This is a genomic window from Anseongella ginsenosidimutans, assembly GCF_008033235.1.
GTDB lineage: Bacteria > Bacteroidota > Bacteroidia > Sphingobacteriales > Sphingobacteriaceae > Anseongella > Anseongella ginsenosidimutans.
On the sequence record NZ_CP042432.1, the window covers coordinates 338,338 to 355,553 of the forward strand.

Below are 17,216 nucleotides of genomic sequence, written 5' to 3' on the forward strand. Positions count from 1 at the left end.
CTGATATTCGCAAAAGGCATGGAGGAAACCTTTCTTTTCCGGGAAAAGCAATATCTGGGTCGCAACAGCTACTGGATCAGCCGGCGCATGGTACTTGCCGCCTTTTGTTTTCTTGTCTACTTCCTGGAAAAAGAAGGGCGAAATGCCGAGCTGCTGCTTATTGTGGGTATCTCCATCACGGTTATTTCCGTCCTCCTGCTCTTTATTGTTCACTTTAAGACAAGCGTATACCCTGATGCCATTGAACTGGACGGCTTTTGGAGTACCCGCAAGGTTAAGATCGGTTTTGATTCCATATTAAAGGCGGAAAAGATCCCCTACAGCCGCTTTATGCTGAACAACCCGGTTTATAATCTCCATAAAAAGGGAACCATCCGTTTTTACACCCGGGGAAAGGAAGCGGTAAAGCTTACGGATAAGGACGGGTTGGAATACATTATCGGCAGCCAGCTGGCGGCGGAACTCCTTGCCGCGGTAAAAAAAGCCATGGCAACCGCCCGCTAACCATGCCGCTTATTGGTCACGATATCGCGGATTGTCCAGGGGCGTTCCATATCCGCCTTATGAGCTGCGGGGTCAGCATGTACAAAGACTTCCACATGCCCTTCGAAACTATTTTCAAGCAACTGCTCAAAACGGCCAATCTCCGCATGCGCTTCCTCGAAAGTCAGCTCCCGCGGCATCGTGAGATGGCAATCAATATGCAGATCAGGCCCGTAACGCTGGACGCGCAGATTATGTACGTCAATCCACCGGGGGTCACGGTTGGCATTCAGCAGTTCGGCGATCTTCTCCAGGATTTTTTCATCGGCTTCATCCATCAGGCCCGAAAGCGACTTCCTCACCAGGCGGTACCCGTTAAAAATAATAACCAGGGCAAGGGCAATAGAAAGAAGGCTGTCTAACAGGTACCATTCCGTAAAACGAATAATAAGCAGGCCGGCTATCAGCACGCCGCTGCTGTAACAATCGGAAAGCAAATGCTTCCCGTCCGCATACAAGGTCAAAGAGTTAAGTTCCTTTCCCTTCCTGACCAGTTTAATTCCCATTAACAGGTTCCCCGCCAGCGACACCGTAATAATGGCAACTCCCCAATTCAAAGACTCCAGCTGCCTGGGCGACTGGATAACTTCGATGGAACCGATCAGAATGAACACGCCGGCTATCAGCACCAGCCCTCCTTCAAAACCTGCCGAGAAGAATTCGATCTTCCCATGGCCGTAAGGATGGTTCCTGTCCTTGGGTTTGGAAGCCAGATACACGCTGTAAAGAGCAAATGCGGTAGCGATCACATTAATAATGGATTCCAGTGCATCGGTAAGGATGGACCTGGACCCGGTGAGGTACCAGCCTGTAAATTTAAGCACGCAAAAAAGGAGGCTCATTCCGAGGGAAAGGCTGATCCATAAAATGCGCTGCCGGTTCGCGTTTTCCATGTACAGGCGCTAAGATACTCAAAACCCCTTCTCCGGGCAAAGGCTTCCGGGCAAGGCGGCCGCTGAGGGCGCAGTCTGTTCCTCTTGACATACGTGTCAGTTTTTGAAAATTCTTTTGAATATTGGGAATAGCGCGCCTAACTTAGGCAACGAGTTAATCTTTTGGCGCCATATTATTAACTCTTGGGATTGCCGAAAACCAATGTAATAGAGTAGGCTCATGTCTAATTAAAAACTATCATGGATTTATCATTCTTAACAGACCTCGTTCAGCAGATCGTTGACGTTGTAACCAGTCTTCTTTCTTCACTTTTGGGAGGTCTTTAATCAAAGACTGCTCCATCGCTGAACAAGCAAGAGCAAAAAAGTTAACCCCGCTATATGCGGGGCTTTTTTTTAATTAATTGAAATGAAATATGACATATATGTCATAATATTTTTATTTTTTTTGACAACTTGGATAATGCTTCTATCTTTATCCTAGGTTAATTTCTGGCGCCAAAAGAATTAACTCTTGGGATTGCCGAAAACCAAGAATAGAGTAAGCATTTTTATTAAAAAAACAACCCATGGATATCAACTTTAGCCTCGCTCAAGTGGTAGCACTTTTAACAGTTTTATTAGGAACGCTTTTGAGCGGTCTTTAATCATTAAAGGGCTTCAAGCTTTTCAGAAAGCTGGAGCCCTTTAAATTTCCTCCTGAAAAAGCTTCTACCTGTCTTATACCAGAAACAACCCGGATATGATACTGTCGGCATAAAGCTTCCCTTTCCGGGTGAGATATAATTTCCCGCCTTTTTCCTCCGCCCATCCCTTGCCGGTATATTCGCCTGCCGCCGCCTGCAATTCAGACAAGACTTCGTTTCCAAAATCCTCCGCAATTTTTTCGAGATCAAGCCCCCACATTGTCCGCAGCTGGGTCATGATCCTTTCGTTCACGCGATCATTTACCGTAAGCGATTCTTCCCCGGAAGGGAGTTCATCCAGCCCGATAGCCTGTATATAGGCATAGTTATTGGATTTATTCCAGCTCCGGGAGCGGCCATTATAAGAGTGTGCCGAAGGTCCGATCCCCAGGTATGCCTTTTCCTGCCAATAAGCCGTATTATGCCTGGAATGAAACCCCGGACGGCAAAAATTAGAAATTTCATAATGAAGAAAGCCGTTCCTCGCCGTTTCATCCATCAGTAATTCAAACTGCCTGGCGCCCTGCTCCCCGGAAGGGTTTTGCTCCTGTCCTTTTTTTATAAAGGAGGAAAGGGCGGTCCCCTCCTCTACCGTAAGGTTATAGCAGGACAGGTGTTCAATGCCCAGATCAATAGCTGTACGAATATTTTCCAGCCATTTCAGGTCACTCAGTAAAGGGAAGCCGTAGATCAGGTCCGCCGTCAGGTTGTCGAAGCCGGCGTTCCGGGCGCGCCGGATGCTTTCCAGCGCCCCGGCGGCTGTATGGGCGCGATTCATCCATCGCAAGTCCTCGTCAAAGAACGACTGTACGCCAATGCTAAGGCGGTTGATGCCGGTTTTGCGCAGCTCAGCCAGGTTAGCTGTTTCCAGGTCATCCGGATTCGCTTCCAGCGTGATCTCGCAACTTGGAGCCAGCGGATGAAACTTCCCGATCGTTTCGAGCAAGGCGCTGAGTTCCGCCGGGCTCAGCAGGGACGGAGTTCCTCCGCCTATATAAATGGTAGCAAGTTCCTCCCCTCCGAGGTAGTCGCGGCGAAGCCATATTTCCCGCTGCAGCGCCTCCAGCATCTCACCGCGGCGCTTCAGGTTGGTGCTGAAATGAAAATCGCAGTAATGGCAGGCTTTTTTACAAAAAGGAATATGAATGTAGATCCCCGGCATCATGCAAAGTTAGGAACATTCTTCCGGGGATACTACAAGCCAGTGTCGCAATTACTGAGATATTTCGGTTGAATAAAAGGGATAATCAATATAGCCCTTTTCTCCGGGGGTGTAAAAAGTACCCGGATCGGCTGCTTCCAGCTGCAGGTTATTCTGGATACGTTCCGCCAGATCCGGATTCGAAATAAAGGGCGCCCCGAAAGATACCAGGTGCGCCTGATCATTTTCGACGGCTTCGGCTGCGCTTTCAGCGGAATAGCCCCCGTTTGCAATGAACAGGTTCCTGAAATTGCTTCTGATCTTTTCAACAAGGCGCCGGCCTTCCTCAAGCTCGCGGGCCGCCGGCTCCACCAGGTGAATATAAACAAGATTCAGCTTATCAAGTTCAGCTGAAAGATAATCGTAAGTCTCAAAGGTCTCTTCATAGGGATGCATGCTATTGAAGGTACTATAAGGAGAGAGCCTGACGCCTGTTTTTTCCGGGCCGATAGCCCTGGCAATGGACGCTCCGAGTTCCAGGATAAACCTGCTGCGCCCGGCAATGTCTCCGCCATAGGCATCGGTTCTTTTATTGGAATGCGGGTTCAGGAACTGCCCGGGAAGGTAGCCGTTGGCGGCATGTATCTCTACGCCGTCAAACCCCGCTTCGACGGCGTTTTCCGCCGCCTTCACATACTCATTGATCGTTTGCTGAATATCCTCCGGGGACATTTCACGGGGAACGGGGAGAGCCTGCATGCCGTTTGTATCGGTCCACATCTCCCCTTCGGCCTGTATTGGCGAAGGAGCAATAACAGCCGTACCTTCCGGAAGGTTATCCGGATGGGCTACTCTGCCCGTGTGCATCAGCTGCAGGAATATCCTGCCTCCGCGGGCATGAACAGCGCCCGTTACCTTTTTCCAGCCGGCAACCTGTGACTCATTGAAGATACCGGGAATGCGGGAATAACCCAGGCCGGAGGGTGAAGGGGCCGTGCCCTCGGCAATGATGAGGCCGGCCGTAGCCCGCTGCGCGTAATAGCTGGCCATTAAATCATTTGGTACCGCACCGGGAGCCCTTGAACGGGTCATGGGAGCCATTACTATACGATTTTTTAATTCCAGGCCCTGAATTGCAAGCGGGCTGAAGAGCGGGGAGTTGTTGATCTGTGATTCCATAAAAAACAATTTTTGTTGTGACTAATTTCGTTTAAACAAATATTTGGGTAAATTTTTTTATTCTCTCAGTTTATCAAGCAAAAGGGACAGCTGCGCGGCTTCCTTCGCGGATAAATTATACAGGAAACTGTTGTGCTTTTCCAGCTCGGGCTGGATCTGCTCCAGGAGCGCAAGCCCCTCCGCAGTAATACTCAAGCCTACTTCCCGCCTGTTGAGTTCATTCAGTTCTCTTTTTATCAGGCCCTTAGCTACCAGCCGGTCACAGAGCCTGGTAAGGTCAGGGTTTTTATCCAGCATCACCTCTTTCACATCAGAGCAGCAGGAAACCTCGCCTTTCCGGCCTCTTAATATCCGGAGTACATTGTACTGCTGCTGGGTTATGCCAAATTGCTTGAGTACCATGGTTATGCGGTCTGTTAACCGGTTAAAGGTATAGACCATGTTTATCCAGGCCCTCTCCTGCTCATTCCGAAATTCCTTCTGGCGGATAATGTCTTCTATTTTCATAACGAAAGCAAAGATAGTGCAAATATTTGTTTGAACAACTATTGTTTAGTTTTTTTTAAATCCCCAGCCGGTACCGGCGTCAACGTCCAGTTGGACCCGACATTAACGCTTATGCGCGTGAATACGTTCGCAGATCAGTCGAAGCGAGGATTCAAGGTCTCCTCCCGCGGTTTTAAAGGAGTCAGCATCAATGGTCAGGGGCGCGCCCAGCACCACCATGGGTGCGCCATACGCCGGGCATTGTATAGCTTGCTCCAGGCTCAGTCCGCCAACCGCCTGCACAGGAACGCTAACCGCCTCCACGATTTCTTTTAACTGGTCAAGCGGGCTGGGCATGCGCGCGCCGGTGGCGGCGATGCCCCTTCGTTCATCGTAACCGATATGATGGATCACATAGTCGCATCCCAGTTCCTGCAGCCTTACGGCGGCCGCAACCATATCGGGGCTTCCCAGGTTATCTCCCATTACTTTTATGCCGAAATCGCGCCCGGCCTGTACCACGCATTTGATAGTTTCTTCATGGGCCCGGGCCATAACTACCACATGCGTCGCTCCGGCTCCGGCCATCATCTCCGCTTCCAGGTAGCCTCCGTCCATTGTTTTGAGATCGGCAACAATGGGTACTTCCGGGAATCTTTCGCGCAGTTTTTTTACGCCGTGCAGGCCCTCGGCAAGGATCAGGGGCGTTCCGGCCTCCAGCCAGTCAACACCAGCCCGCAGGGCCATTTCCGCTGTTTCAAGGGCTTCCTCAATATTGGTCAGGTCAAGGGATATCTGGACAATCGGTTTCATGGGCCATCCGGTTAATTATAACCAAATATAGTAACTTTAACCCCATTCTAAATCGCTTTTCATGATAAGAACCACTTACATAAATACCTTCGTCCTTGTTGCTCTTGTCTTTACCGGCTGCCAATTAAAGGAAGCCCCTTCCCCGGATGCAAACCTGGAAGGGAAGCGGCCGAACATCTTATTTGTGATCTCCGACGACCAGTCCTACCCTTATGCTTCGGCTTATGGAGAAGGTGCGGTTCAAACGCCGGCATTCGACCGGGTTGCAAAGGAAGGCCTGCTATTCACAAGGGCTTTTGTAGCTTCCCCCGGCTGCAGCCCGTCCCGCGCGGCCCTGCTGACCGGGCTTAACTGCTGGCAGCTTCGCGAGGCCGGCACCCATGCGAGCAGTTTTCCCAGGGAATTCGCCGCATTTCCCGATTTGCTTGAGGAAGCGGGATACTATACCGGCTTTACCGGGAAAGGATGGGGGCCTGGGAATTATAAGGCGTCCGGGCGGGAACGGAACCCGGCCGGCAGGCTCTTCAGGGGACGGGAATTAAAAAGCCCCCGGGACATTTCAACCACGGATTATGCAGCGAATTTCGCAGATTTCCTGGAGGGAAAGCCCGGGGAACAGCCTTTTTTCTTCTGGCTGGGTACACATGAACCACACCGACGTTTCAAAAAAGGCATTGGGAAGGAAAACGGGATGATCGCTGAAAAAGTGCGGGTGCCTGCTTTTTTACCCGATGTGGAAGAAGTCCGCAGCGACCTGCTTGACTACGGGTTCGAGATACAATGGTTTGACAAGCAGCTTCAAAAAACGATCTCCTTACTGGAGGAGGCCGGAGAGCTGGACAATACCCTTATCGTGGTTACTTCCGATAACGGAATGCCCTTTCCCCGTGCCAAGGCCAATGTTTATGAGTACGGCATCCATGTTCCCCTTGCGGTTCGCTGGGGCAATGAGATCAAGGGCGGACGCACGTCCGATGACCTGGTGAGCCTTATCGACTTATATGCGACCTTCCTCGATCTGGCAGGAGCTGCCTACCCGGAATATAAAACAGCAAGCAGGAGCCTGCTGAACATTTTCAGCAGCGATAAAAGCGGCATTATTGACAGCACGCGTACTGCCGTATTCGCCTCCCGGGAAAGGCATTCGTCTTCCCGCTGGAACAACCTTGGTTATCCGCAGCGCTGCATACGGACGGCTCAATACCTGTACATCCGTAATTTTAAACCGGACAGGTGGCCCGCAGGCGCACCGCCGGCATTTAATGATATAGACCAGGGTCCTGAAAGATTTATTATCCGGTTTGGAGAGGACCCCAGGTATGCGGAATATTTCCGGCTTGCTACTGCCAAGCGTCCCGCGGAAGAGCTTTACGATATTGCCGCCGACCCCGCCTGCCTTCATAATCTTGCGGAAAGCCCCCGGCATGACTCCGTGCTTCACAACCTTCGCGGAAGATTGGGAGCGTACCTGATGCAAACCCTTGACCCAAGGGTAAGCGGCAACGGCGATGTATTTGAAAGCTATACCCGCCTGGTAGGTGAAATCAGGGAATTTCCGCAGCCCGGCCAGGCTGCGCCGGAAGAATAGTTTCAGCGTACACCGCCGGAAACCGTATATTTGCCCGGTGTGACAATTATGATGCGCATTGCCCTGATCTTCCTCCTGCTATGTTCCCTGCAGCCAGCCTTGTCGCAGACAGGGCCCCGGCACATTTATGTGAAGCCTGATACGCTGCTGCAGGGCCCTGCCCCGACCGACACCGCAAAGAACGCCGTAAACAGCTTTCTGCGGGAGTTCTACCGGGATTATTACACGGATTTTGACCGGCTGAGAATACCCGGCTCCCTCCCGGAAGAGCGTGTGATTCCCAACCTTGATTTCCGGCAGCGCGAAGTCCGCCCCGCCTGGCAATTACTGGTGCTGGGCGCCCTGGCCATGCTGGCCGCCATCCTGGTCCGCTTCTTCAGGAGAGACCTCCGGGATATGTTTGAAGGATTCATCAGTAACCGGCTTATTAACCAGGCGATCCGGGAGCCGGGGATGCTGAACACGCCTGCGGCATTTGTGCTGCTCTTGTTCGGCGGCCTCTCCATCGGCGCGCTCCTGTATTTCATTATCCCCCCGAAATGCTGCTTTTCCCTTACCGGGGGCCTGAACTTTATTTTCTCTTTTCCGGCTTAACCGTGCTGGTGTACCTGGCCAGGATATTCCTTTTGAGGATGACAGGATTTATTTTCGGCCTGAGGGAATTTGTAAACAGCTATCTTTATATACTTTATACCGCCACAGGGACGATTTCTTTCCTGGTCCTGTTCTTTGTGCTTACCCGCTTACTGGCTCCCCCGTCCCTCGCGGAACTTGCGGTCCCGGGCATGCAATTAATTTTTTTATTATTCTTTGTGTATCAATATACAAGGGGCATATGGTACCTTGTTAATACATTTCAGTTTCCTAAAATTTATTTAATTCTGTATCTTTGCGCCTTCGAAATTTGTCCACTACTGATCCTGGGAATGGGATTATTTAACAGTTAGTATGTCAGTATCAGAAGCAGGAAAGAAAGTAAAAAGCGTACTTATCAGCCAGCCGCAGCCGGAAAACGATAAAAATCCGTATGCGGAACTTGCAAAAAAACATAATCTGAAAATAGATTTCCGTTCCTTTATCCATGTGGAAGGGGTACCGGGGAAAGAACTGCGCAAGGATAAGATAAATCTGGCCGATTTCACAGCGGTAATTTTTACCAGCCGGACGGCCATTGACCACTTTTTCCGCATATGCGAGGAATTACGCCATGAAATGCCGGCCGAAACTAAGTATTGCTGCAATACCGAATCAACGGCGCTTTATCTCCAGAAATACATCCAGTACCGGAAGCGAAAGATCTTTTTTGGAAAACCGGGCGGGGTAACGCTGCCTGAGCTGGTAAAAAAACATTCTGCGGAAACCTTTATTTTCCCCTGCTCGGACGTAAGTAAAGATGACCTCACTTCCAAAATGAGAGAAGCGGGCCATAAGGTGACCGACTGTGTCATGTACCGCACGATGTGCAGCGACCTTTCCGACCTTGCCGACGTCAATTACGACGTGATCGCATTCTTCAGCCCTTCGGGCATTAAATCGCTGTTCCAGAATTTCCCGGATTTCGCCCAAAACGCCACGCGTATCGCCGCCTTCGGGCCCAGTACGCACCAGGCCGTAAAAGACGCGGGACTCCGGCTGGATATTGCCGCGCCCAGGCCGGAAGCGCCCTCTATGACCATGGCGATTGAGGAATATGTTATGAGCGTTAATAAATAACGCTTCCGCTTTTATATCTTTTCCCTTTTTATTTAATACTTTTATTGCCAGATTTATCTCGCAAATGTAATATTTTTGCGGGGGTGACGTTTTTAGTTACGTTAAGAAGAAACGCATCCTTTGCTAATATGGTATTGAAAACTACAAGATACTCCATGAGTAAAATAGTGCTATTGGTTGGCAGTGCGCTGGTACTGTGCCTGGGGGGATGCGGTATTCGATCAGGCGCTAACGGTGAACTGGTAGGCGTTCAGGGAAGAAAATCGTTCCGTAGCGATATCCCTTACGGAATGGTCTATGTTCCGGCAGGCACCTACCTGATGGGGCAAACAGACCAGGATATTACCTATTCCAGTACAGCGCCCAACCGGCAGGTAAGCGTTTCGGCTTTTTATATGGATGAAACGGAAATCACCAATAACGAGTACCGCCAGTTTGTTTACTGGGTACGGGATTCCATTGCCGCCAAGGTGATGGGAGGTGATTTTGTTACCCAGGCCGAAGACGGATCCGAATACATCAATCCCGAAAACAAAGTAAGCTGGGGCGGCAAAAGAAGCAATATTGATTACGAACAGCTTTCCGGCCTCTTTTACCAGGGTGATGACCAGGTGTTCGGCCGCCGTGAGCTGGATGTACGCAAGCTGCTCTACCAGTTTGCCTGGTTTGATTACCGGGCGGCAGCCATTAAAACCCCTGAGAACCGCTCGCGTCCCCGGTCCGACTTTATTATGCGGGACGAAGTAGCCATTTACCCCGATACCCTTGTATGGCTGGCCGAATTTTCCTACGCCCAGAACGAACCAATGGTCCAGCAATATTTCACGCATCCGGCTTATGACGATTATCCCGTTGTGGGCGTCACCTGGAGGCAGGCGCGGGCCTTTTCGCATTGGCGGGCAGAATTCAACCGGCAGTATAAAGCAAAAAGAGGCCTTCCTTCCAGGGGCCAGATGTACCTTCCGACAGAAGCCCAGTTTGAATGGGCCGCACGCGGCGGAAGGGTTGGAGCGGATTATCCCTGGGGCGGTCCCTATATCCGGAACAGCAAAGGCTGCCTCCTGGCCAATTTCAAGCCCGGCCGCGGAAATTATGCCGATGACGGAGGACTCTACACCGTGCATGTAAAATCTTATTTCCCGAATGATTACGGGCTTTATAACATGGCGGGAAACGTGGCCGAATGGACCAGCTCCACCTATGATGAGTCTTCCTATGCGTTTGTACACGATATGAACCCTACCTTTTATAGTAATGCAGATGAAGACGATCCTGTAAGCATGAAGCGAAAGGTAGTGAAAGGAGGCTCCTGGAAAGATATAGGCTATTTTCTTCAAACAGGGGTAAGAACCTACGAATACCAGGATACCGCCAAATCATACATCGGTTTCCGCAATGTGAGCCCCGTCATGGGAAAAGCCTATTAACGAAATACCTTAAAGATCAATTTAACGAATATGAAACGTGTTCCCTTTTTGCGCAGTGTAAATTTTTGGGCCTCCATCCTGGCGGTCCCCGTAATACTTGGCGTTTTATTTAAATTGCTTCACTGGCCGGGTTCCCAGATCATGCTTATCGTGGGACTGATGGGCGAAGCGCTGGTATTCCTGGTAATGTCTACCCAACCGGAATATGTTGACTGGGACTGGAGCAAGGCTTACCCCGAGCTGACGGACGAATCGGCAAAAGCAGCGCCGCGCCCGCGCCCGGTAAGCAGCGAAGGAGTTACCCAGCAGCTTGACCGCATGCTGGAAGATGCGAGGATCGGCCCCGAACTCATCAATAGCCTGGGCAGCGGCCTGCGTACTTTTGGCGAAAAGGTCCATAATATTTCCTCCGTCGCTGACGCCGCCGTTACCACCAATGAGTTTACCCAGAAAGTAGCAGCGGCCACGCGATCCATGGAACACCTCGATGATGCTTACCGCAGGGCTTCTGAGTCCCTGGTAGAGGTTTCCGGTTCCGCCGCCGATACAAAATCCTATCACGAACAGGTGAGCGCCCTGGCCAAAAACCTGTCCGCATTAAACGCGGTATATGAAATGGAACTCCAGGACTCAAAAGCGCACCTGAGTTCTATGAATAAGTTCTACACCAACCTGAACGAAACCATGCATAATTTCAACGAGTCCCTGCAAGATTCAAAACAATATAAAGAAGAAGTAGCCCGGCTGGCCCGTAATTTATCTGCATTGAATGCCGTTTACGGCAACATGCTTTCAGCCATGAACGCCCCAAGGGCTTAGGAGGTGACCGGAAACCAGAAACTGGAAACTGGAATTAATTGAAAACTAAAAACTGGAAACTGGAAACTAAACGCTCTCCATGGCTGGAATAAAACAAACCCCGAGGCAACGGCTGGTAAACATGATGTACCTCGTACTGGTCGCCCTGCTGGCGCTGAACGTAAGTAATGAAGTACTGAACGCTTTCAGGACCGTCAAGGAAAGCCTGGAAAATACGACGAATAGTTTTGCCATCACGGCTGAAAATACCATGAGTGCCTTTGAATCGGCGATGGAAAACGACCCGAACAAAACCAAGCCTTTTTATGATAAGGCAAGGCTGGCGCAGCAATATACCAATGAACTGTACACCTATATTGAAGGGCTTAAAAAGGAAATTGAAAACGTGGTTGGAATGGACGAAGAAACCGGTTATATAAACGCTCCGGGAGACCTTGATGCCGTAAACCAGGTATTGCTGCGGGAAACAGGCACGTCCAAAGGCGCGGAATTAAAGGCCAAGATCCGCGAAACCAAGGAAAAGCTGTTTGCTCTTATCCCCGAAGCGGACAGAAGCAAAGTAAGTATTCCCCTGGAAGCAGAAGACCCGGAAAAAGGCGCGAAAAAATGGGAACATGTCATGTTTGAATCAGTTCCTGCAACAGCCGGCCTAACGATTCTCGCCAAATTGCAAACCGATGCTAAGAATGCGGAGGTGGAAATATCCCGTTACCTGCTCACCGCTATTAACGCTTCCGATTTCAAATTCGACGTACTCGAACCCGCTGTAGTGGCCCCCACCAGCTATGTACTCACGGGGCAGCCCTACCAGGCCCAGATATTTCTCACCGCTTCCAACAGCACGCAGCAGCCCGACGTATTGGTAAACGGACAGAAGCTTCCGGTACAGGGAAACAAGGCTATCTTTACCGCCACCCATACCACTCCCGGCGTATATGAATACAAGGGAACGATACGGGTTCCAAGTCCTGACGGAACGGTCAAAGAATACCCGTTCAGCCAGTCCTACCAGGTGTCCGCTCCTACCGCTGTTGTTTCGGCCGATAAAATGAATGTATTGTACATTGGCGTGGATAACCCGATCTCGGTTTCAGTACCGGGCATCCCAAGGGAAAGTATCCGGGCCAGCATCAATAGCGGAAGCCTTTCAGGCGGAAACGGAAGCTATACCGCAAGGGTAAGCCAGGCCGGTACCGCCGTTATTTCAGTCAGCGCCGAAGTAGGCGGAGAAGTACGTTCCCTCGGAACCCAGACTTTCAGGGTACGGACCGTGCCCCCTCCCATTCCTAAGTTCGGCGGCATCAACAGCGGAACGCTCAGTGCCTCGGTGGCCAAAGTACAGCCGGGTGTGTTTGCCGTGCTGGAGAATTTCGATTTTGACATGAAATTCACGGTAACCCGTTTTACCATGATCATTTCAAGAAGGCGCGCCGATCCATTTGTACAAACAGCCAGCAGCAATGCGCTCACACCGCAGATGAAACAGGCGCTGAATACGGTAGCGGCCGGAGATGTCGTCGCTATTGACGATATTTATGTAAAAGGCGGCGACGGCACAAACCGCAAACTGGAGCAGGGAATAGCCATAAGGATACAGTAGAATTCAAAGGAATGAAAGCGAAGTTAATTTTTATCGGAGCTCTTCTGGGAATGGGGGGCAGGTTTTGGGGCAGACGCAGCAGCCCCGGGATAAAGCCTATGAAGAAGAAAATATGGTGAGTGCGCAGCCTATTCCCTATCCTTATATGCGTGAAGCGGATGTAATGTGGGAAAAAAGGGTATGGCAGGAAATTGACGTTCGCGAAAAAATGAATGAAGTGATCATTCATCCGACCGCTAATTTGTTCACCGTTCTCATGAATGCCGTAAAGGCGGGCGAACTGACCGCCTACGATCCCAACCCGGTATCGGCAGACGATCCGGGCGACGAGTTCCGGCAGGTATTGCCTCCCGACAGGATCATGGCCGGGATGGGCGGCGGGTATGACACGATCCAGGTGCCGGACCTGAATGACCCGAATATTCTGCGTGATACGATCATTCAAAATACGTTTGATCCCGGAACCGTGCAAAAGTTCCGGATCAAGGAAGACTGGATATTTGACAAGCAGCGGTCAGTCATGGAACCGCGTATTATCGGGCTCGCGCCGTTGTACGCCCAGCCCCTTCCTACCGGCGACACCGTTTATGTACCGATGTTCTGGGTGTATTACCCCGAAGCGAGGCCCGTGCTTGCCAGCGTAGAAGTATTCAATCCCTATAACCAGGCAACCAACCTGTCCTTTGACGATTGGTTCATTCAGCGGCTGTTTGCCAGCTATGTGATCAAGGAAGCAAATTCAGAAGGCCTGCCCATCAAGGCCTATGCACAGGGTAAAGACGAAATGTATGAATCCCGGCGCATAAAGGAAGAGATCTTCAATTACGAACATGATCTATGGGAGTATTAAACTCCCGTCAAGCGGCCATACCCGGTAAGCTTCCCCTTCGCTGAATAGTTCTTTTTCCGCAGGCAATTCGATAAATCCTTCCGCCAGCTGCATACTGACCAGGTCTCCGGAACCCTGGCCTCTTAAAGGATAAGCCCTCAACATCCCCCCGTCATCGCAAACAAGCCGGACGGGAAGAAAACAGGTAAGTTTAGGCGAAAAATTTACCGGTTCACTTAACCTGGCATGCAATGATGCCGCCTGTTTTCCTTTCAGGCCCTCCAGGATCCAGGGGATCACATAACGGCAACAGGCCGCCATGCAGGATACCGGGTTTCCCGGCAAACCGAAGAACACTTTACCGTTTTCCCAACAGCCAAATAGCAGGGGCTTTCCCGGCCGCTGGGCCACTTTATGAAACAGCACGCTGCCCTTCGTTTCCTTCAGCAAACCGGGAATCAAGTCCTTCCTGCCCGCAGAAACGCCGCCCGTGGAAATAAGGCAATCATCCGGGCCTTCTTTCAGCTCCCTTAGCAAGGCCCCTATCTGACCGGGATGATCCCGCACATAATGGATACGGCAGGAAACCCCGTAACTCCGCAAAAGGGCGCTGATCGCATAACCGTTGGATTGCCTGATCTGCTCAGGCAGCGGCTCTTCCGATACAGGTACCAGCTCATCTCCGCTGCAAACGATGCTCACCCGGGGCATGCGGCTTACTTTTACCATAGAAACGCCCGCGGAAGCCAGGACAGCAATAACCGGTGACGTAATCCGAACGCCTTCTTCAAGCAGTACGCTTCCCTTCGCAGCATCCGAACCTTGCGAATGGATATGCTGGCCGGCTTCCGGAAATATGGACGCCTTCAGCTGGTACCAGGTACCATCCTCTTCGGAAAGCGCTTCCAATTGCTCATAAGGTATTACTGCATCAGTACCGGGAGGGAGTACCGATCCCGTCATTACTTCCATACAGGCATCCGGGCCCGTTGCCTGCCCGGGCGGAGCTTCGCCGGCTCCAAGAAAGCCCTGCCGGTAAAACTTTCGCTTTCCCTGCAGGAATGAACGGGAATCAATGGCAATTCCGTCCATGCAAACCCTGTTAAACGGCGGCAGGTCCCTGTCGGCAAGCACCTGTTGGCGAAGCACCCGGCCTGCGCTTTCCTGCAGCGGAACAACTTCCTTCCCAAAGTCAGGGGAAGTATTCATCACACGATCAAAGGCTTCATTTACTGCGATCATTCCGCCATATTTCCCGTAAAGATAAGTATCCCTATCTTTACAGGAAATATGGTAGCACGCAAAAAAACCTTTACGCACCTTGGAAATCAGAAGGAAGCTTCCATGGTGGCTATTGACGGAAAACAACCTTCCAGGCGGACAGCTGTGGCCGAATGTACGGTCCGGCTTCCGCCGGCCCTGGAGCAGGCCTTAAAAGACAACGAACTTTATACCCCAAAAGGAGCGGTATTTGAAACTGCGCGCATTGCGGGCATCATGGGGGTGAAAAAGACGGCCGACCTGATACCGCTCTGCCATACCATCCTGATCGAAAAATGTTCCCTGGATTTCCGCCTGGAAGAAGGGGGAACGGTCGTGATCCGATGCACAGTAGGCACCACCGGTAAAACCGGGGTGGAAATGGAAGCCCTGACCGGTGCAGGCATTGCCGCGCTTACCGTTTATGATATGTGCAAAGCTGTTTCGCAGGAAATTATTATCGGACCGCTTCAGCTGCTGGAAAAAACCGGGGGACAGAGCGATTATAAAAAGGAAAATAATGGTTGACAACCATCATAAGCCGCTGCCTCGCGGACTAAATGGCCTGATCCTTTGCGGAGGGCAGAGCCGGCGGATGCAAACAGACAAAAGCCTGCTGGAATACCGGCGCCTTCCCCACTGGCAATATGTTCAGGCCTTGCTGGAGCCCTTTGTAAGCGAAACCTGGGTATCCTGCCGGAAAGAACAAGCTTCGCAATTCGCGGGAACCGCGGGCCTGTTGTTTGACGATGACAACTCCGGCATGGCAGGGCCTGCGGCCGGGATGCTGGCCGCCCACCGGCGCTTTCCCGCTACAGGCTGGCTGGTGGTAGCCTGCGACCTGCCTCTTGTTACCGCTGAAAGCATCCAGGCCCTGGTTAAGGGCCGGGATCCGTCGCTTCAAGCTACCGCTATACTGAACCCCGAGAAAGAATGGCCCGAGCCCTTGCTGGCCATCTGGGAACCTTCCGGCTTGCAGGTTCTGGAAGAAAATGCCGGGGAGGGCCGCTGCTGTCCGCGAAAAACGCTGCAGCAATTAACATCCGCATTGATCAGCTGTTCAAACCCGGCAGAACTGTTTAATGCCAATACGCCCGGGGAGCGCCTGCTGGCGGAAAAAGAGCTGGCAGAAAAGCTTTCAGGGAAAAGCTGAAACCCATATCTCCCCGTCTTCGAAGAATTCCTTTTTCCAGATAGGCACCTGTTGTTTTAGCCTGTCAATACAAAACCGGCAGGCTGCGAAGGCGGCATCCCTGTGAGCCGCTGAAACGGCGATAATGACCACCGCTTCGCCGGGAAATTTTTCTCCCGTCACATGGAGAATGGCAATGTCATGGACTTCGTAGTCCCTGATAGCTCCCGAAGCAATTTTTTCCATTTCGGTAAGCGCCATTGCATCATAACATTCAAACTGCAGTTTTCTAACTCCCCTGCCCCCGGAGTGATTGCGTACCCTTCCCACGAATATATTTTCACCACCTGCTAAAGGAGAACGGATGTGAACCAAGGCCTCTTCAAGGCTTATTTCAGAAGCGATACGGACAAGCATTTTACGATTATTATCCCCCGCTTACCGGGGGTATTAAGGCCACTTCATCGCTGCCGGAAATCGGGCAGGCATCTTCCGCATATTCGCGGTTCACCGCTACCATAAGGGAATTCAGGCGTTTCAGGCCGGGATAATGCTGTTGAAGGAAAACGCGTAGTTTTTTCACCGAATCAATTTCCGGCGGCAGGGAAATATTCCGTGCGCCCATTACCTCGGAAGCCGCACCAAACACAAGCAATTTTGTCATTTATATAAATTTAACAAGATATTAGTATAATATATGCATATATTTGTATCAATCATTACAAAAATAATGAAAATACGCATAAAAAATAACACAATAAGATACAGATTGGACATTTCGGACATAGAAAACCTGAAAACTTGCGGATGTTGTGAAGAAAAAACACAGATAATGGACAATTTGTGGAAATTTTCAATCAAATCATGTCAGGAAAAACCAAACTACGTTTCTTCAGCTCCATTTTATGTAGAAATAGGGATAAACGCGACTGAACTTCTTTCCATATTAACTGGTCCCGCAGAAGGGATTCAGCTAGCGATCCCTAACCCCGACGGTTCTATACTTAGGATCACCATAGAAAAAGACTTTCGGTGCCTCGTCCCGCGGGGCGAAGAAGACGCCAGGGGCTTTGAACATCCCATGGAAGGGAAAATCATCTGCTAAAC

20 protein-coding genes are annotated in these 17,216 nt (G+C 50.9%); 12 read left to right on the plus strand and 8 right to left on the minus strand.

Translation table 11 applies throughout. The features are described 5' to 3' along the window. The first annotated feature begins 18 nt into the window (after window positions 1-18). Window positions 19-504: a hypothetical protein gene (locus FRZ59_RS01470; RefSeq protein WP_132127635.1), complete on the plus strand. Its 486-nt coding sequence runs from the start codon at window positions 19-21 to the stop codon at window positions 502-504. On the opposite strand, the gene FRZ59_RS01475 is transcribed toward FRZ59_RS01470, so the two are convergent. From FRZ59_RS01475 to FRZ59_RS01495, 5 genes are all read right to left on the minus strand, one after another. Then, window positions 501-1,436 (minus strand): cation diffusion facilitator family transporter, encoded by a 936-nt coding sequence (locus FRZ59_RS01475; protein ID WP_132127634.1) that lies wholly within the window; start codon window positions 1,434-1,436, stop codon window positions 501-503. The two genes, FRZ59_RS01470 and FRZ59_RS01475, sit on opposite strands and share 4 nt — an antisense overlap. Before the next feature lie 720 nt (window positions 1,437-2,156). Beyond that, a complete protein-coding gene (gene hemW, locus FRZ59_RS01480) occupies window positions 2,157-3,287 on the minus strand; it encodes a radical SAM family heme chaperone HemW (RefSeq protein WP_225975134.1) in 1,131 nt (376 codons plus the stop codon). A gap of 48 nt (window positions 3,288-3,335) precedes the next feature. After that, window positions 3,336-4,442, minus strand: coding sequence for an alkene reductase (locus FRZ59_RS01485; RefSeq protein WP_132127633.1), 1,107 nt, complete (start codon window positions 4,440-4,442; stop codon window positions 3,336-3,338). Between the two features lie 57 nt (window positions 4,443-4,499). Then, window positions 4,500-4,949: a MarR family winged helix-turn-helix transcriptional regulator gene (locus FRZ59_RS01490; RefSeq protein WP_132127632.1), complete on the minus strand. Its 450-nt coding sequence runs from the start codon at window positions 4,947-4,949 to the stop codon at window positions 4,500-4,502. Between the two features lie 102 nt (window positions 4,950-5,051). Next, on the minus strand, window positions 5,052-5,741 hold the full coding sequence (locus tag FRZ59_RS01495; protein ID WP_132127631.1) for an orotidine 5'-phosphate decarboxylase / HUMPS family protein: 690 nt from the start codon (window positions 5,739-5,741) through the stop codon (window positions 5,052-5,054). A gap of 61 nt (window positions 5,742-5,802) precedes the next feature. On the opposite strand from FRZ59_RS01495, the gene FRZ59_RS01500 reads away from it, so the two are divergent. The 8 genes from FRZ59_RS01500 (at window position 5,803) to porN (ending at window position 13,738) form a co-directional block, all read left to right on the plus strand. Beyond that, entirely contained in the window at window positions 5,803-7,329 is a 1,527-nt protein-coding gene (locus FRZ59_RS01500) for a sulfatase family protein (protein WP_132127630.1), read from the plus strand. 39 nt (window positions 7,330-7,368) lie between these two features. Then, window positions 7,369-7,923: a hypothetical protein gene (locus FRZ59_RS01505; protein ID WP_147698205.1), complete on the plus strand. Its 555-nt coding sequence runs from the start codon at window positions 7,369-7,371 to the stop codon at window positions 7,921-7,923. Continuing rightward, on the plus strand, window positions 7,869-8,276 hold the full coding sequence (locus tag FRZ59_RS19850; RefSeq protein ID WP_147698206.1) for a DUF4271 domain-containing protein: 408 nt from the start codon (window positions 7,869-7,871) through the stop codon (window positions 8,274-8,276). Before FRZ59_RS01505 ends, FRZ59_RS19850 begins: the two co-directional genes overlap by 55 nt. A 1-nt stretch (window position 8,277) precedes the next feature. Further along, complete coding sequence (locus FRZ59_RS01515) at window positions 8,278-9,042, plus strand: uroporphyrinogen-III synthase (RefSeq protein WP_132127628.1); 765 nt, start codon at window positions 8,278-8,280, stop codon at window positions 9,040-9,042. Window positions 9,043-9,197: 155 nt separating this feature from the next. Then, window positions 9,198-10,469, plus strand: a complete 1,272-nt coding sequence (gene porK, locus FRZ59_RS01520) for a T9SS ring complex lipoprotein PorK/GldK (RefSeq protein WP_132127627.1) — start codon at window positions 9,198-9,200, stop codon at window positions 10,467-10,469. Window positions 10,470-10,499: 30 nt separating this feature from the next. After that, window positions 10,500-11,288, plus strand: coding sequence for a type IX secretion system motor protein PorL/GldL (gene porL, locus FRZ59_RS01525; protein ID WP_132127626.1), 789 nt, complete (start codon window positions 10,500-10,502; stop codon window positions 11,286-11,288). A 79-nt stretch (window positions 11,289-11,367) separates the two neighbouring features. Next, complete coding sequence (gene porM, locus FRZ59_RS01530; RefSeq protein WP_132127625.1) at window positions 11,368-12,888, plus strand: type IX secretion system motor protein PorM/GldM; 1,521 nt, start codon at window positions 11,368-11,370, stop codon at window positions 12,886-12,888. A 112-nt stretch (window positions 12,889-13,000) separates the two neighbouring features. Next, window positions 13,001-13,738 (plus strand): type IX secretion system ring subunit PorN/GldN, encoded by a 738-nt coding sequence (gene porN / locus FRZ59_RS01535; RefSeq protein ID WP_147698207.1) that lies wholly within the window; start codon window positions 13,001-13,003, stop codon window positions 13,736-13,738. On the opposite strand, the gene FRZ59_RS01540 is transcribed toward porN, so the two are convergent. Then, window positions 13,724-14,959 (minus strand): molybdopterin molybdotransferase MoeA, encoded by a 1,236-nt coding sequence (locus FRZ59_RS01540; protein ID WP_132127623.1) that lies wholly within the window; start codon window positions 14,957-14,959, stop codon window positions 13,724-13,726. The genes porN and FRZ59_RS01540 overlap by 15 nt on opposite strands. A gap of 48 nt (window positions 14,960-15,007) precedes the next feature. Here FRZ59_RS01540 and moaC point away from each other — a divergent pair, with 48 nt between their 5' ends. Beyond that, window positions 15,008-15,505 (plus strand): cyclic pyranopterin monophosphate synthase MoaC, encoded by a 498-nt coding sequence (moaC, locus tag FRZ59_RS01545; protein WP_132127622.1) that lies wholly within the window; start codon window positions 15,008-15,010, stop codon window positions 15,503-15,505. Then, the gene (locus tag FRZ59_RS01550; RefSeq protein ID WP_158640488.1) at window positions 15,498-16,130 is read left to right on the plus strand and encodes an NTP transferase domain-containing protein; all 633 of its coding nucleotides are present in this window, start codon (window positions 15,498-15,500) and stop codon (window positions 16,128-16,130) included. The genes moaC and FRZ59_RS01550 overlap by 8 nt, the downstream gene beginning before the upstream one ends. On the opposite strand, the gene FRZ59_RS01555 is transcribed toward FRZ59_RS01550, so the two are convergent. Further along, a complete protein-coding gene (locus tag FRZ59_RS01555) occupies window positions 16,116-16,526 on the minus strand; it encodes a molybdenum cofactor biosynthesis protein MoaE (RefSeq protein ID WP_132127620.1) in 411 nt (136 codons plus the stop codon). The two genes, FRZ59_RS01550 and FRZ59_RS01555, sit on opposite strands and share 15 nt — an antisense overlap. 10 nt (window positions 16,527-16,536) lie before the next feature. Continuing rightward, window positions 16,537-16,773, minus strand: coding sequence for a molybdopterin converting factor subunit 1 (gene moaD / locus FRZ59_RS01560; protein WP_132127619.1), 237 nt, complete (start codon window positions 16,771-16,773; stop codon window positions 16,537-16,539). A 33-nt stretch (window positions 16,774-16,806) separates the two neighbouring features. Here moaD and FRZ59_RS01565 point away from each other — a divergent pair, with 33 nt between their 5' ends. After that, on the plus strand, window positions 16,807-17,214 hold the full coding sequence (locus tag FRZ59_RS01565) for a DUF7009 family protein (protein ID WP_132127618.1): 408 nt from the start codon (window positions 16,807-16,809) through the stop codon (window positions 17,212-17,214). Window positions 17,215-17,216: the final 2 nt, after the last annotated feature.

Excerpts from the sequence above, each read along its gene's own strand:
- FRZ59_RS01470 (WP_132127635.1), top strand. The coding sequence starts at position 19 with ATGGAGGAAACCTTTCTTTTCCGGGAAAAGCAATATCTGGGTCGCAAC.
- FRZ59_RS01475 (WP_132127634.1), bottom strand. The coding sequence starts at position 1,436 with ATGGAAAACGCGAACCGGCAGCGCATTTTATGGATCAGCCTTTCCCTC.
- hemW (WP_225975134.1), bottom strand. The coding sequence starts at position 3,287 with ATGATGCCGGGGATCTACATTCATATTCCTTTTTGTAAAAAAGCCTGC.
- FRZ59_RS01485 (WP_132127633.1), bottom strand. The coding sequence starts at position 4,442 with ATGGAATCACAGATCAACAACTCCCCGCTCTTCAGCCCGCTTGCAATT.
- FRZ59_RS01490 (WP_132127632.1), bottom strand. The coding sequence starts at position 4,949 with ATGAAAATAGAAGACATTATCCGCCAGAAGGAATTTCGGAATGAGCAG.
- FRZ59_RS01495 (WP_132127631.1), bottom strand. The coding sequence starts at position 5,741 with ATGAAACCGATTGTCCAGATATCCCTTGACCTGACCAATATTGAGGAA.
- FRZ59_RS01500 (WP_132127630.1), top strand. The coding sequence starts at position 5,803 with ATGATAAGAACCACTTACATAAATACCTTCGTCCTTGTTGCTCTTGTC.
- FRZ59_RS19850 (WP_147698206.1), top strand. The coding sequence starts at position 7,869 with ATGCTGCTTTTCCCTTACCGGGGGCCTGAACTTTATTTTCTCTTTTCC.
- FRZ59_RS01515 (WP_132127628.1), top strand. The coding sequence starts at position 8,278 with ATGTCAGTATCAGAAGCAGGAAAGAAAGTAAAAAGCGTACTTATCAGC.
- porK (WP_132127627.1), top strand. The coding sequence starts at position 9,198 with ATGAGTAAAATAGTGCTATTGGTTGGCAGTGCGCTGGTACTGTGCCTG.
- porL (WP_132127626.1), top strand. The coding sequence starts at position 10,500 with ATGAAACGTGTTCCCTTTTTGCGCAGTGTAAATTTTTGGGCCTCCATC.
- porM (WP_132127625.1), top strand. The coding sequence starts at position 11,368 with ATGGCTGGAATAAAACAAACCCCGAGGCAACGGCTGGTAAACATGATG.
- porN (WP_147698207.1), top strand. The coding sequence starts at position 13,001 with ATGGTGAGTGCGCAGCCTATTCCCTATCCTTATATGCGTGAAGCGGAT.
- FRZ59_RS01540 (WP_132127623.1), bottom strand. The coding sequence starts at position 14,959 with ATGATCGCAGTAAATGAAGCCTTTGATCGTGTGATGAATACTTCCCCT.
- moaC (WP_132127622.1), top strand. The coding sequence starts at position 15,008 with ATGGTAGCACGCAAAAAAACCTTTACGCACCTTGGAAATCAGAAGGAA.
- FRZ59_RS01550 (WP_158640488.1), top strand. The coding sequence starts at position 15,498 with ATGGTTGACAACCATCATAAGCCGCTGCCTCGCGGACTAAATGGCCTG.
- FRZ59_RS01555 (WP_132127620.1), bottom strand. The coding sequence starts at position 16,526 with ATGCTTGTCCGTATCGCTTCTGAAATAAGCCTTGAAGAGGCCTTGGTT.
- moaD (WP_132127619.1), bottom strand. The coding sequence starts at position 16,773 with ATGACAAAATTGCTTGTGTTTGGTGCGGCTTCCGAGGTAATGGGCGCA.
- FRZ59_RS01565 (WP_132127618.1), top strand. The coding sequence starts at position 16,807 with ATGCATATATTTGTATCAATCATTACAAAAATAATGAAAATACGCATA.